The following is a 24008-nucleotide window of genomic DNA, read 5'->3' on the forward strand; positions in this document are numbered from 1 at the left end:
ACATAATTTACGGATATTTACATGTAAATTGTCGTAAACAAGTATAACTCCTTACAAATCATTATAAAAAAAAATATATATTAAACTGAATTTAAACAAGTTGCAAAACATAACGGACTAATAGTAAAACCAAAACTATTATAACACAGAAAAAGCTGCAGTTAAAACCGCAACTCCTTCCCGTTTAATTTATATGTAAAGACTAATTTAATATAAATTCATTTTTATTTCTTCAGTTTAGAATCAAACATGAAGAAGATTACCTGGATAACTAACAGTAACACCATTGCTATAATTTGCATGTGTACTACTTGCTCTAAACTTTCATGAAAAAAGATTACTAAGCCCATTTGTAACATTCCGAAAACTCCAGAGATCACAACAGGAATATATCTATCTAAAGACAAGTAGTAATAAGCAAAGATGTTTGAGATAGCAAACAAACCAGTTGCTAAAGCGTACTTCCATAAAAGTGGAGCCATTGCTAAATAACTATCTCCAAACAATAAGGTAATTGCGGTTTCTGGAAACAAAGCGCAACCTATAACTATTGCTGTGGCAATAGCTGCGATGTAACCAACGTATTTAAATAAAATAGGCGCTGTTGCTTTTCCTTCTTTTTTAAGCTGAACCACGGTTGGCAATAATAACATGACAAACATCCAAGCTACAAAGTATACAATACGACCTATTAAGGCTAATGATGCATATAATCCCGCATCGTAAGCATCAAAGTAATGTTTTACTAATAAGATATCACTATTGTTAATTATAATCTGTGTCAGCTCATAAAACGCTGTAATTATAAAAAAGCTTTTAACCTGTTTAGATTGGCTAGCTTCAATAGCAATTGATTTTTTAAAGTTTAAGTTTTTAAATTTGAAAGGCACTAAACCAAATCCAAAAGAGATTAAAATTCCGATAGCAATCACAACCGATGACTGTACATCAAGTAAAAAAATCAAGGCTAACGTAATTACTAATCGGCTTAGCATTTCAGCTTGATAAGTAATTGATAATGATTTAAATTCCTTTTTCCCCTGAAATACCCCTCTGTTAACACTCATTAAAAAATAAAGTGGCACTCCTATTCCAAAAATGGTAAACATGCTAGACGATGACGTATTAAAAACCGCTTGTAATTGTCCTGCAAACACAATAATTAAAGCCCCTAATCCTAATCCAACAAACGTTGCATTTTTATAAATTTTAGAGACAAAATTAGTAAACGTCTCGTTTTCAAAAATTACAGAAAACTTAGCAGTCACTAACTGAAACGTCATGGCTACAAAAGACAATACTAATAAAAAGGTAATCAGTACAGCAGCATCTGCAAACTCAGCAGGTCCTAATACACGTCCTAAAATAAGATTGTACAAGTAGTTCCCTCCGTTTACTGCCAATACACTTAGCATAAACAATTGCTCTGGAGATATTTTTTTCGATTTTAAAAGAGATAAAACTTGCATCTGATTAGTGGTTTAAAGGATAATAATAATAATTAGGCTACTTGTGGGTATTGAAAAGCTTCATAAATTTCTTCGCTTCTATTACCTTCCACAAAAAACATCTGTTGGTTTACAACACCATTTACATACATTGCTTTTAATATTTGCATCGCACATGGTTCAATTGTTGTCACTTTATCAATGTTTAAAGTCACATTTTTAAAAGCATTTAAAATAAATCCAAAATGTATTTTAAAGTTATTTACTGTTTTAGTATTTAATGTTCCTTCTAAAGTAACTGTGTTGTCTTGTTGTGTAATTTTAAGTGCCATAATAGTAGATTTTATAATTGTTATAGGTTTGATTTGGGATCTGTTTTGTGCCTGGGTTATGCGATATTCATGGTTAATAATTCCTCATATATATCTTTACAACCGCTTCCAACAATAGAAAACGTTTTGTTTTCAGTTTTTGCTTTTTTATAAATAACCTTTAAAGCAGCAACACCTTTTGTATCAATTTCAGTAACTTTACTAATATCAATCGTTAAGTTTTTTATAGTCTTAAAAGTGGTATTAACATGCTTTTCAAAACGTCTTGCTGTCATTGCATTTATTTTACCATCTAATATAAATGTGTTATCGTTTCTAAATATTGTAAGTGCCATAAATGTAATTTTTAAATTGTTTTGCTTTATTTCTGATACAAAGATGCAACTCAAACCTCTCAGATTCAGTTGAATTTCGACGAGTGGACCATTGGTGTAGGTGAATGAATCAAAATGAATGCTTAACTTGCAACTGATTAAAACCCAGAACATGAAAATCAAATCAATACACCTACTTATTATACTTTTAACCTCTGTTTTTAGCTATGCACAAGACATGCAAGAAGGCTTTACTTATCTAGAAACTGGACAATACGCTAAAGCGGAAACGTTTTTTAGCACCATCTTAAAAGATCATGCCGACAATAAAACAGCAAGACTATGTTATGGTCGTGCTATTGGTTTAAACGGAAAACCAGAAGAAGCCAACACCCTTTTTACAAATCTATTAGCAGATTACCCAACAGATTTTGAGGTGAAATTAAATTATGGCGAATCATTATTATGGAATAGTAATTTTCCGAAAGCAAAAACCTATTTTAAAAGCCTAATAGACGAAGACCCGAAAAGTTTTCCGGCCTTATTAAGTTATGCTAACACACTTTCTAATTTAAAAGAATACGAAGACGCGTTAACCTATGTCGATAAAGCATTAACCGTTTTACCAGGAAACCCAAATGCATTAACCTCTAAAAAGTACATGTATTTAGGTTACGCATACCAGAAGCAACAAGCGCGACAATATGATGAAGCCGAAGCTTTATTAAAGAAAAACCTAATCTTGTTTAATAATGACAAAGACACGTTATTAAACTTAGCCAACCTCTATTTAATTGCCAACAGATTAGACGATGCCAAAGCAACCTATGATATTTTAGCCAAAAATCCTGAAAACAAAATAACAGCATTAAACGGTTCTGCTTTAGTCGCTCACTTAAACGGAAAAGAAAAAGACGCCTTACAATTAAGTCAACAAGCATATGATAGTTTAGAGGATACAACAGATGCAACCCTAACACAACAAACTACAGAGCGTTATGCACAAGCCTTAATTTGGAATAAAAAATTTAAAACTGCAGATACGCTTATCGCGAAAATATTTGAGACTAAACCTAATGAAAATTGGGTACTAGCATTGCGTGCTACCCTTAATATTTATAAAAGTGATTTTAAAAAGAGTGTTAAAGATTACGACCAAATTTTGGTTAACGATAGCACATCATTTGATGGTAACCTTGGAAATGCTAATGCATTAAAAGCTTTAGGTAAATATGAAGCAGCTTACACCTCTGCCGAAAACACATTAAAATTTTACGACAACCAAAAGGATGCTTCTAACTTTATTAAAAACCTAAACACAACATTTACTCCTTTTTACGAAGGAAAAGCATCTTACACCTTTGATAATGGAGATAACGAAGCTTTTGCTTTTAATAATAATTTAGAATTTCCGTTTTCAACAAAATTTAAACTTTTAGGAAGCTACAACTATAGAAGTACAAACAACCCAGTGACTAACAACGAAGCAACATCGCATGACGCAAGCTTTGGTCTTTCTTACCAATTACTACCAAACGTAACTTTCAAAGGTACAGCAGGAATCACTTCTGCGAAAGCAACAACTAACGACTATACACAGTTATTAACGGATGTCTCTTTTAATATTAAGCCTTTTAAATTACAGGATTTAACTATTGGTTATAAACGCGAATTACAGAGTTTTAATGCTGAATTATTAGATCGTGAAATTGTACAAAACAACTTTTATGCTAACTACAGTTTAAACACTAATTTTAACTTGGGTTGGTTTACGCAGTACTTTTACACAAGCCAAAGTGATAGTAATGCCAGAAACTTATTGTTTACCTCATTATACTACAATATCTTACCAAAACCATCGCTTAAGGCGGGTTTAAACTACCAATATATTACGTTTAAAAACCAAGTACCTACAATCTATTTCTCTCCAGAAACATTTAATGCGGTAGAGGTTTTTGCAAACCTGATTAAAGATGAAAACATCGCAAAACCTAAAGAATGGTTTTACGAGTTAACTGCAGCTACAGGATTACAATATATAGAAGATGACAGTAGTCAAAGTACATACAGAATACAAGGTAAATTAGGCTATAAATTCTCAGAGCGTTGTATGGCAAACTTATTTGGTACACGAAGTAACATTGCGTCTGCAACTGCTGCTGGATTTACTTTTAATGAAATTGGTTTAAGATTTAAATGGTTACTATTTGAAAAGCCTGTATTTAGGGACTAAAATAAATAACATTTAAAATAAGACATAAAAAAAAACACAAGCCTCACGCTTGTGTTTTTTAGTAAAGGATAGTGCTATTAATTTATCCTCTATTCGCTTTTACTGGACAACCTATTGCTTTTGTTAGAGTAACCGTTGGTTTTTTACCAGCTTCTAATGCTTTAATCGCATCTTCTACATATTTAACTTTTACATCCTCTGGCGATTTAGAATTATCATCAATTGCACCAATATATTGGACTTTACGATCTTTATCCAATACAAATACGTGCGGTGTTCTTACGGCTCCGTATTGTGGATAGATCTTCTGTCCTTCGTCTACTAAATAGACAAACGGAAATCCTTTTTCTTTAGCTCTTGCTTGCATTGCTGCATAACCTTCTTTTTCATTTTCAGGACTATTTGGGTTAATTGCTATTACAGCATAACCTTGTGGTGCATAGGTGTTATGTAATGCTATTAAACGGTCTTCGTATAATTTTGCAAAAGGACACTCGTTACAAGTAAAGGTCACAATATATCCTTTAGCATTTTTAATACTTGCTAAAGACACCATTGTTCCATCTACATTTTTAAGACTAAAATCAGTTGCAACGTCTCCAATATTATACCCTCCAATTTCTTCTAACGTTTTAATTTGCTCTGGGCTACCTCCTTTTGGCGGTCCTTTTCTGTCACCTCCATGTGGAGGACCTTTACGATCTCCATCAGGATGCTTACCATCCGGTCCATGTTTATGATCACCTTGCTCTAAAGCGGTGTCATTTTTATGATTCTCTTTGTCCTTACAAGACACTAGTACAATTGCACATATAGCAATCATAGATAATATTGCAGTTATTCTTCTCATCTTAAATTAGTTATTAATTGTATTATTTATTTCAGTTTCTAAATCAGATTCACTTTCAAATGAGCGCTCAAAAAACTCGCGCTTTGTATTATTAAAAATAATAGTATAAGGTATGGCTCCCGACCAATTTGGATCTATTTTATTTATCCAAGTATTAGCATCGGCATCGTCTAAAATCACCACTTTGTTAGTGATATTTTTTTGCTTTAAAAATGGCTTTAGTTTAGTTTCAATATCCTTAGGAAAATCCATACTGACTAATAACACCTCAACATCAGGATGTTTATCCGCATAGGCTTGGATATATGGTAACTCTTTAACGCAAGGTGCGCACCACATGGCCCAGAAATTAACAATGTAGGTTTTGCTACTATCTGTATATAATAAAGGTTCTAACTGGTCAAAGTTGTAAACAGGAATATTTGTATTGTTTGCAACCACAACATCACTTTTAGTATTGTTACAGCTTACTAATAAACAGAACATAACTAACAACACTAGTGGCTGTTGTAATTTTAGTTTTAAAACGTGTCTTTTTTCCAAAATCCAGAAAGGGTTAAAAACATAAGACTTTCTAAATCCAAGAAGGTTTAATTTGGGGTAGTTTTAATTCTGTTAAATTTTCAAAAAGAAAAAATATTAAGTCGTCATCTTTCAAAATGACAAGTTGTGTCAAAATTCAATTAAAAAAAAAGCTATTAAAATTACAACTCTAAATGCAATGCGTCTAATCCTATCGAATAGATATTACCTGTGCCATTTTGAGCTCTATTAGCAATCGCTTTAAATTCTTTTATAGAATTTATTTTAGATGAATCTACTACAACTCTTTCGCTTGTAAAATAGAAAGTGTTGCGGTTAACATCTACAAATGGGCAAAAATCTAACTTATCAGAATTAATGTCTTTTCCCATGTTTTTTGATGGACTCCAACGACCAGATTTATCTTTTAAACTATAATATAAATCGCCACCACCAAAGCCATCTGCCCGTCCATAAGAACTAAAAATCAACAAATTTTCTTCTGGATTAACATAAGCATTAAACTCGTAATGTTTTGTATTTATGGTACTGTCTAAGACCGACGGTTTTTGATAAACTCCATTTACTTTTTTCGACACAAAAAGATCTTCTTTACCTATCCCTTCCGGTTTTGTTGCCGTAAAATAAAGACTCCCGTTGTTGCTTAGTGAAGGGTAAAATTCGTCTTCTGTTGTATTTATAGTATTGTTCAATGGTTTTGGCTCGCCCCATTTACCTTCAATCTTATGACTATACCAAATATTATAATCTTTACGTGTATTATCGTTATTAATTGGTCTATTGGATGCAAAAAACAAGGTATTCCCTTGATCTGTATAAAAAGGTTCGATATCTTGATAAACTCCAGAAAAAGAAACTAATTCAGGTTTACTCCAAACCCCACCAACTTTATTGAGTTGAACTAAACTTCTTCTTTGTTGTTTATAATCTCCCAAAGTATACATTAATTGATTCCCGTCGGGAGAAACAGCTAAATCACGTTGATACAATCCTGTTGAGATAATACCGTCTCCAAATAACGTCGGTCTATTTTTAGTTACTTCTAAATTTAGAGTCGTTTCTTGATTAGCATCTACCTCTTTACATCCTAAACAAATTAAGCTAATAGTTAACGCTAACAATAGTATGTATTTTAATCTCACGTGGTTTTAAATATATAAAAGGTTACTTTTTGTTGCCTAAATATACAACTTCAGGATGTTTTACGTTACTATAAAAAGAAGAAGACTTACTTACTTTTTAAAGCCAACCGTTTTATAAACCCACTCCATCACAAAGCAAAACACAATAATACCTAAGGCGACTAGCACTCCAGTAACATTAGTTTCAAATTGTTGGACAATAAGCGTACTAAAAGCTAACAGACACAATACACTAGCTATTAAATGTATGCTTTTTTTAGACTCTAATTCTTGATACTTTTTAAATCCTATATAGTTAACTAGACAAAAAATCAATAAAAAACCCGCACTTCCAGCTGTAGAAATACTTTCTAGATTAAAGACATTAACCAATATAATGGATAAAATTGCAGTTACTAAATACCCAATAGGTTTGCCCCAAAAAATATGGCAAAAATAACGTGGTAACTCTTGATCTTCAGCAATGTCATAGTTTACGCGTCCACTTCCTAAAATGGTTGCATTAATAGCAGAAAAAGTAGAAATCAAAGCTGTAATGGTAATAATAGTAAATCCTATCTGCCCTAAAGTAGGCGCCGCTGCTTGTGCCAAAACATAATCTTTAGCACTTGCTATTTTTTCAAAAGGTAAAGACCCAACGGTAACTATTGCAATTAATATGTATAAAACCACTACAAAACCGACTGCTCCAAAATAGGCTTTTTCTGTGTTTTTCTCACGGTCTTTTAAATCTGAAATAGAATTGGCTATTAGCTCAAAACCTTCATAGGCTACAAAAATCACCATTCCTCCTGAGAGTAATAAAAAAGGACTTTCCCAATTACTTGGCTGTAATTGATGTAAATTTTCTGGGTGTAAGGAAAACCCATAAAATCCAATGCCTATAAAAGCAACTAATATTAACAACTTTACTATAACCGCGACAGACTCAATACGCCCAACCAAACTTACACTTAGGTAATTAATGGCTAAGGCTAATATAATTATAAAGGTTTGACAGATACGCACATCCATTGCCTTCTCTCCTGTAATAGAAAATAACTCGGCTGCATAAGACCCAAATGCCGATGCGTATAAAGCTAACATCACGATATAACTTATCCAAAGGAGATTATTTATTCCTCCTGCAAAAACTCCGTTTCCAAATTGTTGATGCACAAACCTAACCGTCCCCCCATTTTCAGGAAACTTCCTGGATAATTTAGCATAAGAATAGGCTGTTAATAACGCAATAATACCTGCAAATAAAAAGGCAACAGGTGTTCCTCCTTTTGCTAATGACACCGCTAATCCTAGAACAGCAAAGATACCACCACCAACCATGCCTCCAATCCCAATAGAAATAGCGTCTTTTAATGTTATTTGTTTCCCCATTAGTATTACGTTTTAAGCATTAAAGGTACAACTATTAAAAAAAAAAACTTATGACTTATCACCAACAAAACTAAAAAAAACCGAATGCTTTTCGCACTACAAAACAACTTAAAATACACTTTGTAAAATACTGATAACGGAACGTTTCATCTATACAATTACATATTTCATAAAAAAAACGTCACAAAAGTCATGTTTTTTAACGGATTAATCCACTTTTAAACTGCACTTAATATTATATTTGTAATCAACCAATTACGTTTTCGCTAAAAACAATCAATCCAACACTACAAAGCCCTAACTTTTTAGTAATAAACAACTTAACCATGAAAGAACTCTATAATCAGTTATTTCAAAAACACAAGACTGAAGATAACACTTCACTAACCTACATGGACTCCTTGCAAAGAGATATTGCAATTGGCTCTTGGGAAGTAAACCTACAAACGGATACCGTTATTTGGAGTGCAATGACCAAAACCATACATGAGGTAGAACAAGACTATCAACCTAATGTAAAAGAAGGGGTAAACTTTTTTTTAGAAGGGTATAATCGCGACTTAATTAGTCTATTATTTGCTAGGGCAGTTAATGACCAACAATCTTACGACAGAGAGTTTCAATTAAAAACAGCAAAAAACAACATAAAGTGGGTCCGTATTGTTGCTTATCCTGTAATAGAAGATAATAAAACAAAGAAAGTAATTGGTGTATTACAAGATATTACTGAAAAGAACAATACACTAAATGAGCTTAAACTAAAAGAAGAACTTATACGTACAACTTTTGAGCATGCTCCAAATGGCATGGCTTTGGTAAGTTTATCTGGAGAAATAATAACATTAAACAAAACCTTTTGCGACTACTTAGGATACACTACGGAAGAACTTATTGGATGTAAAATAAACAAGCTTTCTCATCCTGGAGACATAGATATTATCCCTGCCAATATTAAAAATTTAATAGATGGGGTTTCTGACAAGTTTGAATGTGAAAAGCGGTATATCAAAAAAGATGGTTCGTATATAAATTGCATTTTATCGATATCAATATTGAGAAACGAAAATAATCAACCCATTCACTTTATTTCGCATTTAATAGATATAACAGAACGTAAAGTCGCCCATAAAGAAGTAGAAACATTACTAACTACTACTAAAAGTCAAAATGAAAAACTTTTAAATTTTGCGCATATTGTCTCTCATAATTTAAGATCACATTCTGGTAATCTAGAAATGTTATTAGATATAATGAAAACTGATTTACCAGAATGTACAGAAAATGAGTTTTTCCCCTTAATAGAAGAGGCTGTAAATAATTTAAGCGAAACGATTAGTAATCTAAATGAGGTATCCATAATAAACTCCAAAGAAAGTAAAGATTTAAAAGCGGTAAACTTATTAAAAACAACACATACTGCTTTAGCTAATTTTAAAGCTAGTATAATAGCTACGGATGCTAAAATAAACATTAGTATAGACAGCAATATATATGTACTAGTTATACCAGCTTATTTAGATAGTATTTTATTTAATTTAATATCTAACAGTATTAAATACAAAAGACCTGATGCAACACCTGTAATTAATATTAGCGCCCAACAAACCACCGATTTTATAAAAATAACAGTATCGGATAATGGTCTTGGGATTGATTTGGATTTACACAAAAATAAAATTTTTGGACTTTATAAAACATTCCACAAACATCAAGAAGCAAGAGGCTTAGGACTTTATATTACAAAAAATCAAGTAGAAGCTATGAACGGAAAAATTAACGTAAGTAGCAAACCAAATGAAGGAACAACGTTTACAATACACTTAAAACATGAAGCACATTGACACCACCTGCTTAATTGATGACGATCGCATTTTTATATTTGCTGCTAAAAGAATATTAAAAGCAACAAATTTTTGCAACAATTTTACCATCTATAATAACGGTGCCGAAGCTTTAACAGGATTAAGAGATATTATAAAATCTGGGAATAATATTCCTGATTTAATTTTATTAGATCTAAATATGCCTATTATGGACGGATGGCAATTTTTAGATGAATTTGTTAAGATTGAAAACTCTAAAAAAACAACCTTATATATTGTTAGCTCATCTATAGATCCCGCTGATTCAGAAAAAGCAAAACAATACGAGCAAATTACGGACTTTATAGTAAAACCAATAACTAAAGATGCTCTTACAGAAATAGTTAACACTATAAATACTAAATAATTATCTTAACAAAAAAAGGCAAAAGATTTCTCTTTTGCCCCTAGCAGAAACCAATCGTAAAATGCTATTATTAGTTCTTAGGTTTCCACATCTATCAATCAAAACTATAATGAAAGCGCTATTTAACCAATAGCTTTAAGGGATTATAGTGTGCCTTTGTGCTTGATAATTTACAGATATACAATCCTGAACTAAATTGTTCTCCATTTATTGCAATCTGATTTTTACCTACCTGTGTTTTTACTGTTCTATTAAGTACTACTTTACCTAATTGGTCATATATAACCAACTGTACCGTCTCCGATTGATTAGACACAAACTGAATACTTGAAGTGTCCACCATTGGGTTTGGGTATGCTGCAAGCGTATTAATTGTTTGCGATTCAAAATCATTTACCGATAAACTATTACCTCTTGAAAAACGAACATCTTGTAAATTCATTTCTTTAGTCGTAGTTACCCCATCATTACTTACCATTGTAAACACAATAGTTACAATATCATTAGCCTCTAAATCAGTATTTAAAGTCGATGTAAACTCTGAAAACATGATTGCATAACTTTCTAAATCCTCCGTTAAAGCAATTGTTGTTTTATATTGCTCTTCCCAAATTGTAATACTTTCCTTTACTAAAGTAATTTCTAAATTACCAGTACCACTTGCTCTTAGCTTAAAACTATTATAATCTTCAGACACATCTACTGCTTTAAAACGCGGTGTTAATGCACGGTATGCAGCAACATAAGTGCTAGTTGTAGCATTTAGTGCTACGTTTCTTTCTATTGGAAAATCTTGATCATCAAAAGTCATTGTGTTTTCTGAGATTTGATAATTGTTTACTGTTGTACTAGCTTCAGAATCATCAACTCCCCAAGGTCCATCAGACATAAATAAATCATCCGGTGTATTAACACCATCACCTATTCTAAAACCAATATCAAACAAGTGTCCTGTTGGCACTGTTATGTTTGTAATATAGTTTTCGTTTAAATCAAGGTTAGACGTTGTGTAATTAAAATCGTTAGTTTCTGTTGTTCTAAAACCAGAATCAAAGTTTACCATTGTTGTTGCGTTGGTATTTATAATTTGAAGATCTAAAGCCCCATTATTATAATGTCCTTTTCTAACAAAAACTGTTGGAGGTGCTGACAATTGGTAATCTAAAATTGGCTTTTCAGTATCTAATAAATTTAGTACCTCTTGTGCTAAACTGTATAAATCGTCTATCGAATCTGACCAAATTTGAAAGTTATAAAATGTAACATCAGTTTCATATAAATCTAAATTCCAGTGTGACTCTACTGCAAAATTAGCATCACTATTTTCAACTTTAGCGGATAAGCTTAATACATACTCGAAACTACCATCTTCGTTTTTTATAATAGACTTGATAAAAGCGTGATCATTAATATCCATCGTTGACACAGTAATTAATTCAGCTCCCAATAATCTGTCACAAATATATTTAGTGTGTTCATAAACCCCATTTTCTGTTTTTAAGGCTAAAACCGAAGCGATAGAAGCCCCATTTTGCATGTAGTCTACTGAGTATACTTCTGTTGCATTAGTAATATTTAATAGATCTGTAGGTGTTGATTCTACTGCAAAGTCTTCATTAATTGTATTTAGTGGCACAAAATCCTGTAATTCAAAACTGTTGTTTGCTGTTCTGTAAGCACTACCTGTTTGACGACTAGTATCTTTAGTAACACGCTTTGCTGTTTTTTGATCAAACTTATAACTGGTTTTAGCACGGTTAAAATTTCTTTTGTTAATGGCTTCAGACAATCTTCCGTTACTTTCTAAACCACCATCGTTAGCTGTTGTTGGAGGTGCAATCACTTCGCAACTTCCAAATCCAGAACAAGAAGGGTCTTCGCAATCAATTAACCCATCACCATCATCATCAATTCCATTATCACAAATTTCTTGTAATACAGGAGCAGATGGGCAACGTGCACCATCATTACTAGCACTTGAAGGTCCAAAAGCAAATAAATTAGAATCCATTGTAGCGCTTGGTGTTACATCTTGAACACTCTGTATGACATATACAGTTCCCGTTTGATTTGCAGAAACATAAAAACGACCGTCTGCATCAAAATAAACTGCACCGTACGTATAGTCTAATCCTGATAATATTGGCACTTCACCTAAAGCCTCAACAACACTAGTTGTTGGATTAATACGATATAAAATATTTGAATTTTTTTCTACTGCATATAAGTTACCATCAACTGCATTAAATGCCCAATCATGTACACTTATGTTTTGTGATAACGTTTCTGTAGATAAATGTTGTGTATAAGTAGGAGAGTTTGGATTTAAATCCACTTTATAATAACTAGTTCCTCCGGCTTTAAAATAGTAAATGCCATCTGGGCTGATATCTCCAACATATTTATTACCCGTAGGTAATTCTGGAATTGTAAATGATGTTGTTAAAAAATCATTCCCAATTCTAACTATAGTTCTTGAAGGCGAACTTAAATACCCCCAAATAAAACCATCTGCAGGATTATAAGCTGTTGCATTAATATTACCCGGTGTAATATCTCTTGCAGCAAGATATGAATTACCTGATGCTAAATCAATTGCATAAACATCGTTATACTGAAACAAATACGCGCTATAATCGCAATTAAAAGGCGTGTCTTGCGCCTGACTTGTTACGCCTAAAAGTAGTACAGCAAGTACTAACATTTGTTTTTTAAAAGTGTGTAGTTTTGTTATCATGGGGTGTATGTTTCTTGTTTACAATACAAATTTACTTTTTAAACCTGCTTGAAATGTTGTTTTTCGATTGATGCGATCTAAGTATAGACGAATGGTAATTAACTGTAGATAAGCGCTTTTAATATTATAACTTAACAAAAATATTAGTGAAGTAATTATTACCGTCAGCGTCTTGTTTTGTTGAAATCCCAAAATCTGTAAAGTCTGGATTTTGTATATTTTCTCTATGTCCCTCACTATTTAACCAAGCATTTACTAAAGACGCAGCAGAACTAAAACCATAGCCTACATTTTCTGAAACTGTTTTTGCATTAACAGCGTCTTTTAAGTTTTGAGAACGTACATAAAAATAATCGTGACTTGGAGCACCTTGACCAACCATATATTGGTTATGAGAAATAGCTTCTTTTGAAGCTGCATTTAAAATATTTAAAGGTGTTAAACCTTCCGATATTCTGTAAGCATTAATTAACTCAGCAATTTGATAATCTAATGTTGAGTACTCTACATTCTCAACGGTTGCATTATATTCTTCTGGAATATCTAAATCATCTCCTTGAACTGAACATGACATTAAAAATGTACTTAATAATACTGCTGTGATAATTGCTAATTTTTTCATCGTGATTGGTTTATTTGATGACAAAACTAATTTGAAAGGCAGCCAGAATTATTGTTTTTCGATTAGCACAATTTTAAGTGTCGACGAATGGGTTAAACACTAAGTTAAACCGCTTTAGATGCATTTAATCGGATATTCACTATAGTTTAAACGCAAAAAGAAGCACTTCCTCGATTAAAAAACCTCAGGAAATACTATTTTAAAAATATTTAAAATGATAAAAATCAGCGTATTAAAGCAAGTTTAAACGCTTCATCAGTTCTGGTCTGTTAGAACGACTTACAGGAATAACGTCCTTTTTAATTAACACACTATTGTCCTCAATATCAATAATTTTTTTAATATTAATAATATAAGAACGGTGTACTTTTAAGAATAAACTATCAGGTAATTTTTCTTCAATTTTCTTTAAAGTAGAATGCACTGTATAATTTTTATCTTCAGTTTTAACTTGGATATAATCGCCTTTAGCTTCTACTAAATAAATACTTGGAATATCTATTTTAATTAAACGTCTGTCAATATTAACATACAAGTCATTACCAGAGGACGTTTCTACTTTTTCAGACTCTGATACCGTTTTAACAGGTGCATCTTGTATAGCTTCAGCCTTATCAATTGCTTTTTGAAAACGCTCTTGCGTGACTGGTTTTACCAAATAATCTACAATACAATCATATTCAAAAGCTTGTATAGCAAAATTAGGATCTGATGTTGTCAGTACAATTTTTGGTGGGTTTTTAAGTGTTTCGATAAAATCAAAACCTGTAAAATCAGGCATATGTATATCTAAGAAAATCAAATCTACCTCATTTTGATTTAAGTATTTTATGGCTTGCATTGCATTAGGAAAATCTTCTAAAACATTAAGACTTGGCACATTGGAGCACAATTGAGAAATAATCATTCTAGCTGTTGCTTCGTCATCAATAACAATACAATTCATAGTTTGGATTTAAAGGTCTACCAGATATTTTGTAATAGTTGTTAAAATAGCTTCGAATTGTTCTTTCTCATCAGATTTACCATCTTCAAGACTTAACTCGTATGCTACAGCAACTTCATATCCTTTTTCGAGCCCTAAAATACTAATTTTATGCTTAAGTTTATGCACATTGTCCGCTGCTAATTTATAATTTTTAGCATTATAGTTATCAAAATAAATTTGTTTCTCTTCTGGAAACTCTCTTTTTATAATATCTATTAATTTTTGTTTGAAGGCTTTATCGTCTCCAGATAAGCTGTCAATGTAGGATTGGTTAGGCTGTTCCATTTGGGGCTTTTTTTAAAGTGAAATAAAACGTGGTTCCAATACCGACCTGAGATTCAAGCCATATTTCACCACCATATAATTCGACAATTTTTTTAACAATAGATAATCCAATTCCAGAAGAATCCGGATTATTCTCTAACTTCTCAAAGGTTTTAAAGATTTTATTAAAGTAGGCCTCTTCAATACCTTTTCCGTTATCTGCTATGTGAAATTGCCAAGAATCTTCTTGATCTTCAACACCAATTTTAATAACTCCTTGGTCTTTATCGTTGTATTTTATAGCGTTACCTATAAGGTTTTGAAACAGTTGTTGCAATCTGTATTTATCCCCTTTAATTATAGGTAATTTAGTTTTTGTAATGCTAATATGCTCTGGTATCTGTGTGCTTTTTAGTATTTCTTGAACTAGATTATCAGCATCCACATCATATACTTCTATCTGGTTTTTTCCAATAGTAGAGTATTCTAAAATACCACTAATTAAGGTGTCCATTTTTTCGACATTAGTCCTAATAAGATGTAGTGACTTTTTTCCGTTATCGTCAAAAACCTCACTATAATCTTGTGCCAACCAGGTGGTCAAGGTATCTATACTACGTAACGGTGATTTTAAATCATGAGACACCATGTGCGCATAGTCACTTAGCTCTTGGTTTTGATGCGCAAGCTCGTTTAACATGGACTGTTTTTGTTTATTCATCTTAACAATCTCTTTGGTTTGGTTATCAATAAAATCCACCAAATTAGATCCTGTTAACTCCACATCATCCGCTTGTTCGTCTTCTTTTAAATTATAAAATTTTAAAGTATCAATTACACTTTTAAGTTTATCAATAACTTCTTTTTGCTCTTTTGCTTCGTTTTGTAATTTTCTATTTGCCGCATACAACTCGTCAGAACTAATAGCCATAGCTCTCTGAATCATGCTAGATTGCTCATCAAAATTACGGTACGAGCTATCAATAGCATCAAAAAGCTCAGTTAAATCACTGTTATTTTTTAATTCCGCATTTAAGTATTTTCGAATTTGTCTTTTTAGTAATGAATTCATTATTCGCTTATTAGCGTTATCGTCATTGTTTGATTATGTAATTGACAACTAGTCTCTCCATGAAAAGGGGCAATTTCTCCGTAAGAATAAAACCCTGTAGTTACGGCGTCATTACCTATAACCTCAATAACCTCTTCTATTTCTTCTTCAACACGTTGGTCTAATACTAACTTTCTACCAATACAACTTACTAATATTGCTAGTTCCGGTTTGTTTTTTCTGTACTGTAAAGCTTGTGTTGCAGCACGCTCTGATGCATTTGCAATATTATCTACATTAGTCATCATTAGCTGTACTTTAGAGTTTTCCTTAATATCTCCAGCTAAAATTACTGCATTTTCTTCTTCGTTTATATTTAAAATAGATCTAACTATAGATTGACTTTCGTCCGTAGAAGTCACATTTAAAGGGTACAATAGCGCTGCGCCAGGTAAATCTTTAGCCTTGTCTCCAAGATACTTTTTGTATAAATCTAGAGCGGGTTGCCCATCTAATTCAAATAAAATATTGTCTTTAGACTTGGTAACAATACGTTCTGGGCCAAAAGGCGTCCATCCGCCATGGATTGAAAAAGAAATCTCTAAGCTATCACCATAAAAACCTATGGCTACCAACTCTCCTTCTTTAGGGTTTTCATTATAGGCTGCTAAAGTTTTTTCAAAACGTGCATCATCCCCACATAAACCTCCTGTTATTACTAGATTGTCCTCAGTAGCAGAGCTCATTCCTTTGGTAAGCTGACTTCCATTAATAAAACTACCCTCAGAGACTACAAAGACATATTTTAAACCCTCTTGAGGTAATTGCTTGATTAGATCGCTTCCCGTTTTGTAACTGTCTAAATCCGTATTTAAAACATTGCTGGTTTTAATTATAAATTTACTTTTTTCAAATTCAACAGCAGTAATAGTAATACTATCTTGATTTACTGTATTTGAAGAAATCTCTGCGCAAGAAGATGCAAAAACAATATGTCCATCAGGAAACAATTGTCTAATATCTTCATAAACCTTTTTGTCTTCTAGCATGTATCTATTACCAAAGACTAAAACCAACGGTTCTATTAAGTCTTGTTTTTCGATAACATACTCCCAATCTTTATTTTTATGTTTTACTAACTGTACTGTTTTCATTGTTCTTTTTTTAATGTGAAATAAAAAGTGGTTCCGACGTTTGGCTCACTTTCTAGCCATATATCACCTTCGTGTAGGGCGATGATTTTTTTAACGATAGATAATCCAATTCCTGAAGAATCCTTACTTTTCTTTAACGAATGGAATATCTTAAATATTTTATCGTGATATTTCTTCTCAATACCAATTCCATTATCTTTAATTGAAAACTTGTAATGACTTTTTAAATCCTCTACATCAATAATAATGCTCCCACACTTTTTATCTATAAACTTAACAGAATTACTTATTAGGTTTTGAAACACCTGTTGCAGTTTGGTTTTATCTCCTTTTACAATTGGTAATTCACTTTTTGTTTCAATTTTTATATGATCTGGTATGTACAACATGCTAACCAAATCATTAACCATGCTATTTAAATCTACATCTGACTTTATACTGTTATCAGCTCCTACACTAGAATAGTTTAAAACATCTGTTATTAGCTGTTCCATCTTCTCTAATGTAGACTCAATAAGTCCAAAATTTTGGAGACTTGCGTCGTCTAAAATCCCTTTATTATCCTCTTTTAACCAACTAACCAAAGCATTAATACTGCGTAAAGGCGATTTTAAATCATGAGATACTATGTGTGCATACTCTTGAAGCTCGTCATTACTTTTTTCTAGCTTTTCTAGTAGTTTTTCTTTTTGAAGTTCTAAACTTTTAGTATCAGTAACATCTAAATGTATTCCAATAGACCCGATTACTTCTCCGTCTATATTGTAATTTGGCGCTCCACTAACTAACCAATGTCTTGTTTTTCCTTTTTTACAAATAGCTTTAAACTCGTAAGAATTTGAAATACCATCTTTCCGTTTTTCGCGTTCTTCTTTTAATACATCATCGTCTTCAGCTGAAAAAAGCATTCTTGCATTTTTACCTATAACTTCTGCTTCGGTATATCCAGACATTTTTTCAAAGCTTTGGTTAACCATTAGGATTTCATCGTTGTTATTCAACTCCACCATTCCTAAATTCATATTAGCAATAATATTATAATATTTTTGCTTTTGTGCTTCTAAACTTTTTCTGTAGGTACGCTTTAAAGTAACATCAGTAAAGGTCCATAAATATCCTTTTGATTTTTCTCCTATTACAATTGGCGTATAGTTACGTTCTAAAATTTTACCATCCAACATCTCCAACTCATCACCAAGCACTACTTTTTTATCCACATCAATAGCACGCATGCGCTCTATAAAAGCCTCTGGATTTTTAAATAATACTTTATTTTGCTCTGATGCAGCTTTACAGTCTATTCCAACCAAATCTTTTGGACTTACATTTATTCCGAAAAGCTCACAAAATTTATTATTGGTAAGTACAATGTTTCTGTTTTCATCTTCTAAAACAATTCCACTATCAAGATTAACAACAAGAGATGCTAATCTGTTTTCAGATTCTATTAATTGTTCTTCGGATTTTTTTTGATCTGTAATATCTCTAACAATTCCTTGCGCTGCTAATGGCTTTTTGTCTTTATCAAAAATGACACTAGCATTAATATGCACCCACTTTACCTCTTTAGATTTTGTATATACTCGGGCCTCATAACCTTTAAAAAAACCTTTGTTTTGTAATTCTAAAAAAGAACCTATGGCATATTGATAGTCTTCTTTATAAATAAGATTAACCACATTTACTTTATCTCTAGAGATATCATAACCAAATAATTTGGTAGCTGCTTCGTTAAATTTTAGAAAGTTACCCTCCAAATCCATAACAACATATGCATCTGCGATGTTCTCAAAAACACCTTGTAATTGTGAAGATTTTTCGTCTACTAGCTGCTCTAATCTTTGAGAAGTAAAATAGAGTTCTCTTGATTTTTCTTCAAGAATTTTCTCTGCAGCTTTTCTTGCTGCCTTTTCCCTTTTTAAAGCACGTTCTAATATTTCTGATTGATTTTGACTCATTAATTTTTATGAATAACAAATCTAACTTCCGTTCCGTCTTCTTTAATTTTTTGTAAATCTATTGTTGCTGTCGAATTAAAATGAGCAAACGTCTTATTCATTAACCCTAAACCAAAATGATGCATGGCTCTGCTTGAGGTATAAATCATTATTAAAGAGTTTTCTGTTTTCTCAACAACTTCAAACGTTGGTAATTCTGCATCTGGATAAATTTTCCTAACCTCGACATGTATATGATTTTCTATAGACGATATCATTTCGATAGGATCCTTATAAGTTGCCAAAAGTCCCGGGTAACTATTCTCAATCACACTAAAAAAGTGCTCTGCATAAACTAATAATAAGTTATCTATGGAAATCCCAGTGTTTTCGCTTAAATGGGTTAATAATTGAAGCATTTCAGAAAAACTATATGTCCCAACTGCGGTATATATACCTTCAGACTCTAATGTAGAACTAGTGATAATATTGTCTACCATTTCTAGACCAAACTTCTCTTCTACTAATTCTAAAAATTCTGTAAAAACTATTCCTTTCATTATCTAAACTACTATTAATTCATTAACACTCCAATACGCTAACACCCTTTCAATCTTACTTACGTAATCTTCATATTTTAAAGGTTTGATAACATATCCTGCAACACCTGTTTTATAACATTCTAATAAATCTTTTTGATTATTAGATGTTGTTAAAATAATGGTAGGAATATATCTTAAGACATCATCCTTTTTTAAAATTTTCAAAAATTCTATACCATTAATTTTAGGCATGTTTAAATCTAATAAAATTATATCAGGTAAGTTGTCTTTTTGCTCTAATAATTGCAATGCATCTTCTCCATTATTGGCTTCAATAATTGTATGATCTAGCTTTAAAGTTGAAATTGTTCTATTTAACTTCATTACTTCTATCATGTCATCTTCAATAAGAAGAATTTTAAGTTTTTTAATCATTACGAGGGTATTTGTTATGAATTACCCGCAAGGTACTTGAATGGGAAAGTCGTTTATTTATAATTCGCTTAGAACGATTGTAGTGTCGGTGGATAGCGTTTAAGTGTCGACGAATGGAAAATGAGTTGTTTTAAGCTACTTTACAATATTGAATAGATTGTATTGTATTAACCTCTGCACTGTACTTAATACGCGCTAATTCTTGAAGAAAACTTAACTTATAACTGTCTTCTTTTTTATTGTCTAAGTGCATTTCAAAACAAGAAATAAATTCTAATTGTTTTAAACTAGTGTGTAAATTTTGACAATATTTAGTTTTTAAATCTGAGGTCTGATTACTACCACTATTTTGATTAAGAGGGGTTGTATTTATAGAACATACTTTTGAGAGGATAGTATTTAAAAATTGAGTCATGGTAATGGATTTAAGTAATTAATTATGTCAAAATTACTTTTATAACCACCTCACTTTTTTAATTTTCTTTAGAACCAAATTATATGTCGTTAAACCGCATTTAAGTATCGATAAGCAAGCTTATTTCTTTAACTCTAACTGCATTTTTTTAGTCATACCTTTAACTACCATATCATAAGAATGGTCTATTAACTGTAAGATAAATTGAGGTTTTAATTCTGACTTATAGATATAAACAGTATTCCAATGTTTTTTATTAGAATGCCAACCAGGCACAATACTGTCATGGTCTGCACGCAGTTGTAACGCATATTCTGGATCACACTTTAAGTTTATAGATGCTAATCCGTTATCCCATTTTTCTAAAGGGAATAATGCAAACATTTTATCCAATACTTTAAAGACTAAGGTATGTGCATCAAAAGGAAACGTCTCTGTTACTTTTGGTTTACTTAAACAGTAATTTCTAAGTTGTTCTATATCCATAGCACAACAATATAAGATTTATTTTTGCTGTGTCGCTTTAGATTTTCGCGAAGTTTTTTTAAACACCTTATGATTTGACTTATCATCAAGGTTAATTAAAGCAGGAATATCTAGACTTATTAAAGTCTCATTGATGTATTGTAGGAATTTATTCATAACTTGAGGTGTAATTTTCTGATAACTAATGTATTAAAAACAAGCCTTAGCCCAAATAAATATAATCAAAATAATCGACACCTCAGATTAAAAGTAAATAATATCGATATAATAACGTTATTTTAACTTTAATTTTTCACCAGACTTAAGTTTAAGCGCTGTATAATCCAACTTCCAACCTATAGTTTCCACAATGTTCTCTACAAGTAATAAAGACTCTAACGCCTCTTTTCTTGCTACGTTATACAATCCACTTTCCGGCACCTTATCTCTAATATGTTGTTTTGCCTCCTCACTTAAATTAGTTAAATCTGTGGCTTCAAACTTATTAAAATAACCATCTTTTTTATCGTAATAATTAATATTAGTCTCGATAGACAAGATTTCTGGTTGCGGAAAATGACTAATAGTTACTGTCTTTTTTTTATGATTTGAAGTTAATTCAATCTTATTAAAATCATAGCCAACATAAGCTTTCGCATTAATAACTACTAACGCTTTTTTCTTACTAGATACTAGTTTTAAAAAACGCTCTTTAACATCTTCATAGTGGTAGATTTCGGCAAAATCGCCTTCTACAGTAATAAACTTACAGACCTTTTTAATTTTGTCTAATAAGATTACAGATTGCGCTGATACCTTTTTTTTAGATTGTAAGTGGTTGTATAAAGTATAAATACCTAATCCAACAATACCGCCTATAATTAATGTAAAAAATGTTTCCATCTATTGTTCTATTTTATATAAAATGGGTTTACTTGGAGTTGCATCGTTTTCAATTGGTGCTATTTGAAGATTTAAAATATACTTACCATCCTTAACTTTGTTTGGCACGTAAATAAACTCCGTTATTGTAGCGTCTTTTCTAATCTTACCATTAAAATCCCAAAAGGCTTTGTGTGCTAATAATTTACCATCATCCTTTTCCTTGTCTACACTTGGTAAATCTATAAGTAAATGTTTAACGCCAATTTTTCTAATAAACAATGCTGCTTCCTCTGTTAAATAAGGCCAGTTGGTATTGGAATACTGTCTAGATTTTTTCTCTTTAGTATTAGGCATTGTCCTAATAACTAAAGCCTGTGGTTTGCGTTGTTTTAATAAATATTGAAGCTGCGCCTTAGAAATAACCTGATCTTCACCTATTAATTCTGGTGCAACAGTAATGACTTCAGCTAAAAAGAAAAACTGTTTTAAACATTTGTTTACACTATAAAACTGCTCCGTAATATGACCAACACACTCTGTATGCGTCCCGTGTGCATGCGGATTAAATTGAATATTATTAAAGTTAATGGATGCACCTTTTTTAACACTTGCAGTCCAATCATTAACCACAACCGGCTCAATCTTTGGTTCGTCTAAATACCAAGCATTCGCATTGGTTTTTGACGCCCGAAGTGGCATTGATATATCTAAAGGTTGTGCTAAATTTACGGTGTACTTTTTGGTGTTTATGGTTATTGTAGAAATCATGTTAACTGTACTTGTTTCTGTGAGTTTTTAGGTTTTTTAAGTATGAAAATAGAAAATACAAATTAATACCAAAACGCGAAAATTAATTCAGCATAAATAAGTCCGAAGCAATCCCATCACTAAGAAACTTACCAGTTTTTGTTGTTTTTAAGTTGTTATCCTCAATATACAACATTTGTTTATTTACATACTGATTAGCTTGTTGCAACAAGTATTCCAAAAAGGGTTTTCCAAATTGTTTTTCGACCGCTGTTAATGAGACCCCCCAAATAGTGCGCAGTCCTGTCATCACAAATTCGTTATACTTATCATTTAAACTCAAAACCTCAACCTCTAATGGTAATTGCTCTTGGTTAATTTTAGTAATGTAAATCGTATTATTTTTTACATTCCAAGCGCGTTCATCTCCATTAAAACTATGTGCAGAAGGTCCGATGCCTAAATAAGGCTTACCTAACCAATAGGCGCTATTATTTTTACTGTAAAATCCTTTTTTTCCAAAATTAGACAACTCATAATGGTCAAAACCTGCCTGAGCTAGAGCTTCTATTAAAATATGAAACTGCTCATGCGCCAAGTCATCATCCACATTATCAATTACTCCTTTTGCTATAAAACTAGCCAATGCTGTTTTAGGCTCCACCGTTAAGGCGTAACTAGAAATATGTGGCACTCCAAAGCTTAGTGCTGTTTGTATATTTTCTAACCACTCTGCATTGGTGCTGTTTGGTATACCGTAAATTAAATCTAAACTTATGTTATCAAAATATTGGGTTGCTAGTTGTAAACAGCGTTTAGCCTCCTCTGCATTGTGTGCCCGATTCATTAAAATTAAATCTTTTTCAAAAAACGATTGAATACCAATACTTAAACGATTAATAGGGCTTTTTGCCAATGCTATTATAACGTCTTCATTTAAATCGTCAGGATTCGCTTCTAAAGTAATTTCCGGGTCATCGGTAACTTTATAATTTAAATATACAGCATCAATAAGATATTGCAACTCAGCAGTAGATAATACACTTGGAGTACCTCCTCCAAAATAGATGGTTTCTACTGTTGTATTTTTAAACTCGTCTTTACGCAGTTCTAATTCTTTGGCTAAAGCCGAAATTAACTGATCTTTCTTTTTCATTGACGTCGAAAAATGAAAATCACAGTAATGACAGGCCTGCTTGCAAAACGGTATGTGTATGTATATTCCTGACATTTAGTTTTTAATAAGTGTTGGTGACGGTCTTCTCGTTTTAAAGTAGATTTCTGCTTAAGCAGAAATAACA

At 31.9% G+C, this 24008-nt stretch carries 24 protein-coding genes; 3 read left to right on the plus strand and 21 right to left on the minus strand.

The window, feature by feature from the left end:
* Window positions 1–224: 224 nt before the first annotated feature.
* Genes BMZ09_RS00440 through BMZ09_RS16105 form a run of 3 tightly spaced genes read right to left on the minus strand, consistent with a single transcriptional unit; the run spans window position 225 to window position 2115 of the window.
* Window positions 225–1469, minus strand: coding sequence for an oligosaccharide flippase family protein (locus BMZ09_RS00440; RefSeq protein ID WP_090836504.1), 1245 nt, complete (start codon window positions 1467–1469; stop codon window positions 225–227).
* A gap of 32 nt (window positions 1470–1501) precedes the next feature.
* Window positions 1502–1780, minus strand: a complete 279-nt coding sequence (locus BMZ09_RS00445; protein ID WP_090836505.1) for a hypothetical protein — start codon at window positions 1778–1780, stop codon at window positions 1502–1504.
* Window positions 1781–1836: 56 nt separating this feature from the next.
* On the minus strand, window positions 1837–2115 hold the full coding sequence (locus BMZ09_RS16105) for an STAS domain-containing protein (protein ID WP_157823361.1): 279 nt from the start codon (window positions 2113–2115) through the stop codon (window positions 1837–1839).
* Window positions 2116–2266: 151 nt separating this feature from the next.
* Between BMZ09_RS16105 and BMZ09_RS00455 the strand changes: the two genes are divergently transcribed.
* On the plus strand, window positions 2267–4327 hold the full coding sequence (locus tag BMZ09_RS00455) for a tetratricopeptide repeat protein (protein WP_090836509.1): 2061 nt from the start codon (window positions 2267–2269) through the stop codon (window positions 4325–4327).
* A gap of 82 nt (window positions 4328–4409) precedes the next feature.
* Here the strand turns inward: BMZ09_RS00455 and BMZ09_RS00460 are convergent, their stop codons facing one another.
* The 4 genes from BMZ09_RS00460 to BMZ09_RS00475 all read right to left on the minus strand — a co-directional run bounded on the left by BMZ09_RS00460 (window position 4410) and on the right by BMZ09_RS00475 (window position 8236).
* Window positions 4410–5177 carry a thioredoxin family protein gene (locus BMZ09_RS00460; RefSeq protein ID WP_245741062.1) on the minus strand — a complete coding sequence of 256 codons (768 nt, stop codon included), beginning with the start codon at window positions 5175–5177 and terminating at the stop codon, window positions 4410–4412.
* 6 nt (window positions 5178–5183) lie between these two features.
* Window positions 5184–5720 carry a TlpA family protein disulfide reductase gene (locus tag BMZ09_RS00465; protein ID WP_245741063.1) on the minus strand — a complete coding sequence of 179 codons (537 nt, stop codon included), beginning with the start codon at window positions 5718–5720 and terminating at the stop codon, window positions 5184–5186.
* Between the two features lie 161 nt (window positions 5721–5881).
* A complete protein-coding gene (locus tag BMZ09_RS00470) occupies window positions 5882–6862 on the minus strand; it encodes a TolB-like translocation protein (RefSeq protein ID WP_245741065.1) in 981 nt (326 codons plus the stop codon).
* 90 nt (window positions 6863–6952) lie between these two features.
* The gene (locus BMZ09_RS00475) at window positions 6953–8236 is read right to left on the minus strand and encodes an APC family permease (RefSeq protein ID WP_090836513.1); all 1284 of its coding nucleotides are present in this window, start codon (window positions 8234–8236) and stop codon (window positions 6953–6955) included.
* Window positions 8237–8562: 326 nt separating this feature from the next.
* Here BMZ09_RS00475 and BMZ09_RS00480 point away from each other — a divergent pair, with 326 nt between their 5' ends.
* Both BMZ09_RS00480 and BMZ09_RS00485 read left to right on the plus strand, forming a co-directional pair.
* Window positions 8563–10077, plus strand: a complete 1515-nt coding sequence (locus tag BMZ09_RS00480; RefSeq protein WP_090836515.1) for a sensor histidine kinase — start codon at window positions 8563–8565, stop codon at window positions 10075–10077.
* A complete protein-coding gene (locus BMZ09_RS00485; protein WP_090836517.1) occupies window positions 10064–10465 on the plus strand; it encodes a response regulator in 402 nt (133 codons plus the stop codon). The genes BMZ09_RS00480 and BMZ09_RS00485 overlap by 14 nt, the downstream gene beginning before the upstream one ends.
* A 118-nt stretch (window positions 10466–10583) precedes the next feature.
* Here the strand turns inward: BMZ09_RS00485 and BMZ09_RS00490 are convergent, their stop codons facing one another.
* From BMZ09_RS00490 to hemW, 14 genes are all read right to left on the minus strand, one after another.
* A complete protein-coding gene (locus tag BMZ09_RS00490; protein WP_090836518.1) occupies window positions 10584–13202 on the minus strand; it encodes a DUF6923 family protein in 2619 nt (872 codons plus the stop codon).
* A 124-nt stretch (window positions 13203–13326) separates the two neighbouring features.
* Window positions 13327–13824 (minus strand): CAP domain-containing protein, encoded by a 498-nt coding sequence (locus BMZ09_RS00495; RefSeq protein WP_090836520.1) that lies wholly within the window; start codon window positions 13822–13824, stop codon window positions 13327–13329.
* 232 nt (window positions 13825–14056) lie between these two features.
* The gene (locus BMZ09_RS00500) at window positions 14057–14770 is read right to left on the minus strand and encodes a LytR/AlgR family response regulator transcription factor (RefSeq protein ID WP_090836522.1); all 714 of its coding nucleotides are present in this window, start codon (window positions 14768–14770) and stop codon (window positions 14057–14059) included.
* Window positions 14771–14779: 9 nt separating this feature from the next.
* A complete protein-coding gene (locus BMZ09_RS00505) occupies window positions 14780–15097 on the minus strand; it encodes a histidine kinase (protein ID WP_090836524.1) in 318 nt (105 codons plus the stop codon).
* On the minus strand, window positions 15084–16148 hold the full coding sequence (locus BMZ09_RS00510; RefSeq protein WP_090836526.1) for a sensor histidine kinase: 1065 nt from the start codon (window positions 16146–16148) through the stop codon (window positions 15084–15086). Before BMZ09_RS00510 ends, BMZ09_RS00505 begins: the two co-directional genes overlap by 14 nt.
* Entirely contained in the window at window positions 16148–17281 is a 1134-nt protein-coding gene (locus BMZ09_RS00515; protein WP_090836528.1) for an FIST signal transduction protein, read from the minus strand. The genes BMZ09_RS00510 and BMZ09_RS00515 overlap by 1 nt, the downstream gene beginning before the upstream one ends.
* The gene (locus BMZ09_RS00520; RefSeq protein ID WP_090836530.1) at window positions 17278–19239 is read right to left on the minus strand and encodes a PAS domain S-box protein; all 1962 of its coding nucleotides are present in this window, start codon (window positions 19237–19239) and stop codon (window positions 17278–17280) included. Before BMZ09_RS00520 ends, BMZ09_RS00515 begins: the two co-directional genes overlap by 4 nt.
* Window positions 19239–19778: a heme NO-binding domain-containing protein gene (locus BMZ09_RS00525; RefSeq protein ID WP_090836532.1), complete on the minus strand. Its 540-nt coding sequence runs from the start codon at window positions 19776–19778 to the stop codon at window positions 19239–19241. Before BMZ09_RS00525 ends, BMZ09_RS00520 begins: the two co-directional genes overlap by 1 nt.
* A 3-nt stretch (window positions 19779–19781) precedes the next feature.
* Window positions 19782–20195 (minus strand): response regulator, encoded by a 414-nt coding sequence (locus BMZ09_RS00530; RefSeq protein ID WP_090836534.1) that lies wholly within the window; start codon window positions 20193–20195, stop codon window positions 19782–19784.
* 130 nt (window positions 20196–20325) lie between these two features.
* Window positions 20326–20610 (minus strand): hypothetical protein, encoded by a 285-nt coding sequence (locus BMZ09_RS00535; protein ID WP_090836536.1) that lies wholly within the window; start codon window positions 20608–20610, stop codon window positions 20326–20328.
* A gap of 120 nt (window positions 20611–20730) precedes the next feature.
* On the minus strand, window positions 20731–21096 hold the full coding sequence (locus tag BMZ09_RS00540; protein WP_090836538.1) for an MmcQ/YjbR family DNA-binding protein: 366 nt from the start codon (window positions 21094–21096) through the stop codon (window positions 20731–20733).
* Window positions 21097–21369: 273 nt separating this feature from the next.
* Window positions 21370–21978, minus strand: coding sequence for a DUF4230 domain-containing protein (locus BMZ09_RS00545; RefSeq protein WP_090836539.1), 609 nt, complete (start codon window positions 21976–21978; stop codon window positions 21370–21372).
* On the minus strand, window positions 21979–22728 hold the full coding sequence (locus BMZ09_RS00550) for a cyclase family protein (RefSeq protein WP_090836541.1): 750 nt from the start codon (window positions 22726–22728) through the stop codon (window positions 21979–21981). It abuts the gene before it with no gap.
* Between the two features lie 82 nt (window positions 22729–22810).
* Window positions 22811–23938: a radical SAM family heme chaperone HemW gene (gene hemW, locus BMZ09_RS00555; protein WP_090836543.1), complete on the minus strand. Its 1128-nt coding sequence runs from the start codon at window positions 23936–23938 to the stop codon at window positions 22811–22813.
* Window positions 23939–24008 lie beyond the last annotated feature (70 nt).

It is taken from the genome of Olleya namhaensis (genome assembly GCF_900114005.1).
GTDB lineage: Bacteria > Bacteroidota > Bacteroidia > Flavobacteriales > Flavobacteriaceae > Olleya > Olleya namhaensis.